The organism is Salegentibacter lacus, from assembly GCF_020164555.1.
Taxonomy (GTDB): domain Bacteria; phylum Bacteroidota; class Bacteroidia; order Flavobacteriales; family Flavobacteriaceae; genus Salegentibacter; species Salegentibacter lacus.
The window spans coordinates 1-3,651 of sequence record NZ_JAIQZB010000043.1 but is presented as its reverse complement, the minus strand read 5'-3'; the positions used below and the strand labels follow the sequence as shown (position 1 = coordinate 3,651).

General features: G+C 37.7%; 3 protein-coding genes. 2 read left to right on the top strand and 1 reads right to left on the bottom strand.

What is annotated here, in order from left to right; translation table 11 throughout:
- Positions 1-178: 178 nt before the first annotated feature.
- Complete coding sequence (gene metG, locus LB465_RS17900; protein ID WP_224471287.1) at positions 179-2,266, bottom strand: methionine--tRNA ligase; 2,088 nt, start codon at positions 2,264-2,266, stop codon at positions 179-181.
- Positions 2,267-2,401: 135 nt separating this feature from the next.
- On the opposite strand from metG, the gene LB465_RS17895 reads away from it, so the two are divergent.
- Complete coding sequence (locus LB465_RS17895) at positions 2,402-2,971, top strand: hypothetical protein (protein ID WP_224471286.1); 570 nt, start codon at positions 2,402-2,404, stop codon at positions 2,969-2,971.
- A gap of 58 nt (positions 2,972-3,029) precedes the next feature.
- A complete protein-coding gene (locus LB465_RS17890) occupies positions 3,030-3,392 on the top strand; it encodes a YraN family protein (RefSeq protein ID WP_224471285.1) in 363 nt (120 codons plus the stop codon).
- Positions 3,393-3,651 lie beyond the last annotated feature (259 nt).

The window sequence follows — 3,651 nt, the reverse complement described above, 5'->3', positions numbered from 1 at the left end:
TCAGGAACAGGTATGAAAACACTATACTTATATCGGTTAACTCGTGGTTCATTATATTTACCAATAAAATTACGTCAAAATCCTACGCTAGGTAATTTTTTTTATCACAGGTCTCAGGATGACGTTTTCAATTACTTTAAAGAGAATTTTATTTACACCTCAATAGACCAGCTAAAAACTAATTTATCGTAGTTCCAGGCTCAACACCATCTTCATCCGGGTTTACAAATACCAGTTTTCCGGTGGAATTTTCTGTCATTAAGATCATTCCCTCGCTTTCTACACCACGCAGTTTTCTTGGGGCTAAATTGGCTAAAACCGTTACTTTTTTGCCTATAATTTCTTCTGCCTTGTAATGCTCGGCAATGCCCGAAACCACGGTTCTTTTATCTAAACCTGTATCTACCTTTATCATCATTAATTTCTTGGTTTTTGGTATTTTATGGGCTTCAATTATAGTTCCAACTCGTAAATCCATTTTGGTAAAATCCTCGAAAGTAGCGGTCTCTTTTTGTGGTTCTACCACTTTATCCTCGGCTGCATTAGCTGTTTTTGTAGCTTCCAGTTTGTCTAATTGTTCCTGCATTTGTGAATCTTCTATTTTACTGAAAAGCAATTCTGCTTTTCCAATTTGGTGCCCTGCCGGGAGTAAAGAATTCCTTGTTGCGATCTTATCCCATTGCGAATATTCCTCCCCGGAAAGCTTGCTTTCAGCATCGGTGAAATTCAGCATTTTTTGAAGTTTTGCTGAAGAAAAAGGCAAAAATGGTTCGCTTAAAGTTGCTAAAGCTGAAGCGATTTGTAAAGCCACGTACATAACGGTTTTCACCCGTTCTTCATCTGTTTTAATAAGTTTCCAGGGTTCTTCATCGGCTAAATACTTATTTCCTAAGCGGGCCAAATTCATTAATTCGCCTTGCGCTTCGCGGAACCGGTATTTTTCAATAGAACTTGCAATAACCGCCGGATAAGCTTTTAGCTCGGCAATAGTTTGCTCGTCAACTTCAGAATAATCATTAGGTTCCGGAACAATTCCGGAGTAATATTTATTGGTCAAAACAACCACACGGTTTATAAAGTTCCCGAAAATGGCAACCAATTCATTATTATTTCTGGCTTGAAAATCTTTCCAGGTAAAATCGTTGTCTTTGGTTTCAGGTGCATTGGCAGTTAACACATAACGCAAAACATCCTGCTGATTAGGAAATTCTTCCAGGTATTCGTGCAACCAGACTGCCCAGTTTTTGGAGGTAGAAAGTTTTTTTCCTTCTAAATTAAGGAATTCGTTTGCCGGAACATTTTCTGGCAAGATGTATTCGCCGTGTGCTTTCAGCATCACTGGAAAAATAATACAGTGAAAAACAATGTTATCTTTTCCTATAAAGTGTACAAGTTTCGTGTTTTCGTCTTTCCAGTAAGGCTCCCAGTCCTTGCCTTCGCGTTCTGCCCATTCTTTGGTAGAAGAAATGTAGCCAATTGGCGCATCAAACCAAACATAAAGCACTTTACCATCGCCACCTTCAACAGGCACAGGAATTCCCCAGTCTAAATCGCGGGTTACGGCTCTTGCGCGCAGACCATCATTTAACCAGGATTTCACCTGCCCGTGAACATTGCTTTTCCAGTCGTGGGCGTGGCCTTTTACGATCCACTCATCCAGCCATTCCTGGTATTGATCTAAAGGTAAAAACCAGTGGCGAGTTTCTTTTAAAGTTGGAACTTCCCCGGTAATTGCCGATTTTGGATTAATAAGATCAGTGGCGTTTAAAGAAGTGCCGCAGCTTTCACACTGGTCGCCATAGGCTTCTTCGTTTCCGCATTTTGGGCAGGTTCCAGTTACAAACCTATCAGCTAGGAATTGCCCTGCTTTTTCATCATAAAGTTGCTGGGTAGTTTCTTCAATAAACTTCCCGTCCTCATACATTTTTTTAAAAAATGCCGAAGCCGTATCATGATGTACTTTGGCCGAAGTCCGGGAATAATTATCAAAAGAAACCCCAAAATCATCAAAAGATTTTCTGATAATCCCGTCGTATTTATCTACGATATCCTGCGGGGTAACCCCTTCTTTCTTTGCTTTTATAGTAATAGGTACTCCGTGCTCATCACTTCCGCAAACAAAAGCCACATCATTGCCCTGCATTCGTAAATAGCGGGCATAAATATCGGCTGGAACATAAACACCGGCAAGATGCCCAATATGTATGGGGCCGTTGGTGTATGGTAATGCTGCGGTAATCGTGTATCGCTGTGGAGTATTGCTCATTTATCTTAAAATTTATTGAAGCCGCAAAGGTAAGCAACTCCTTAAAAATACGCGTTAAATTCTTGTAAAACACAGGGAGACTAAGGTAAATGTTCCTCATTTTAGCCTAGAAATCTATTTCTAATATTTAACCAAATGAAAAAAATAAGCTTAATAATTTTTGTTCTTAGTCTAGTGGCCTGCGGAAGTTCTAATAGCAAAATTTCTAAAGATAAATTTGTAGCAGAGAATCTTACAGGTTATGATGCCGAAGACTTAAATGAAAATTATCCTGATGCAAATATTTATCAAGATTCGGGATTGTTTGAAGAAGGTACAGTAGAAAGAGCATATACTATAATGTATCCAAATACTCCAGATGAAATACATATTACCTGGAAGAGTGAAGAGCGTGAGGAAATTTTTGATATCCGATTTTCAAAAAGTGGAAAATGGAAATCTGCCAAAGGAGTTGAAATTGGAACTTCTTATGAAACTTTGAATCAAATTAACGGAAATGAAATCTCCTTCTACGGATTTGGATGGGACTATGGTGGCGCTGTTATGTGGAACGATGGTACACTGGAAAATTCTAAATTAAGAGTATTTGTTGCACCAAACGGTGAAGTAGCGGATAAATTTTATGGAGACCGAATTATTGAAGCGACTGAGGAAGAAATTGAAAAACTGGACTTAAAAGTGAATAGTATTATGCTTATCAATTAACTGTTTTTTACAGGAAATCCCCCGGGTTATAAATCCTTAATAAAAGTTAATTTCACTTATGGCTCAGCATAATGCTTTGGGGGAATTGGGTGAACGCCTCGCTTTAGAATACCTTTTAAAACAAGGATATGAAATTCTGGCTGAAAATTATGTTTATAACAAAGCGGAAATAGACATTTTAGCCCGGAAACATAACACTTTGGTAGTAGTAGAAGTTAAAACAAGAAGCACACCCGATTTTGGGGACCCACAAAGTTTTGTAAAGCCTAAACAAATTCGGCAGCTCGTAAAGGCTGCCGATTTTTTTTTGAATGATAATCAATTAAACCTGGAAACCCGGTTTGATATTATTGCAATAATTAAGAATAAAGCAGGAATACAGGTAGAGCATCTTGAAGATGCTTTTCTTCATTTTGAATAAAAATCTTCAATCTAAACTTCATTCCAACCGGATTTTTTTAGTTCCAAATAGTCACAAAAAAACTGTCTGAAAAGTTCTGAATTCGTCAAGCTGAACTTGTTTCAGCTTCTAGGTTGATTTGAATAACAACATCTTAGATCCTGAAATAAATTACCATTGACGTATTTTTCAAGTTGTTGTTTTATAGCTGATTACCATGTTCATTTCTTTTGCCATTTTGAATAAGCTTTTTTGTTTATTAAGTAGTATTTTTTCTTGG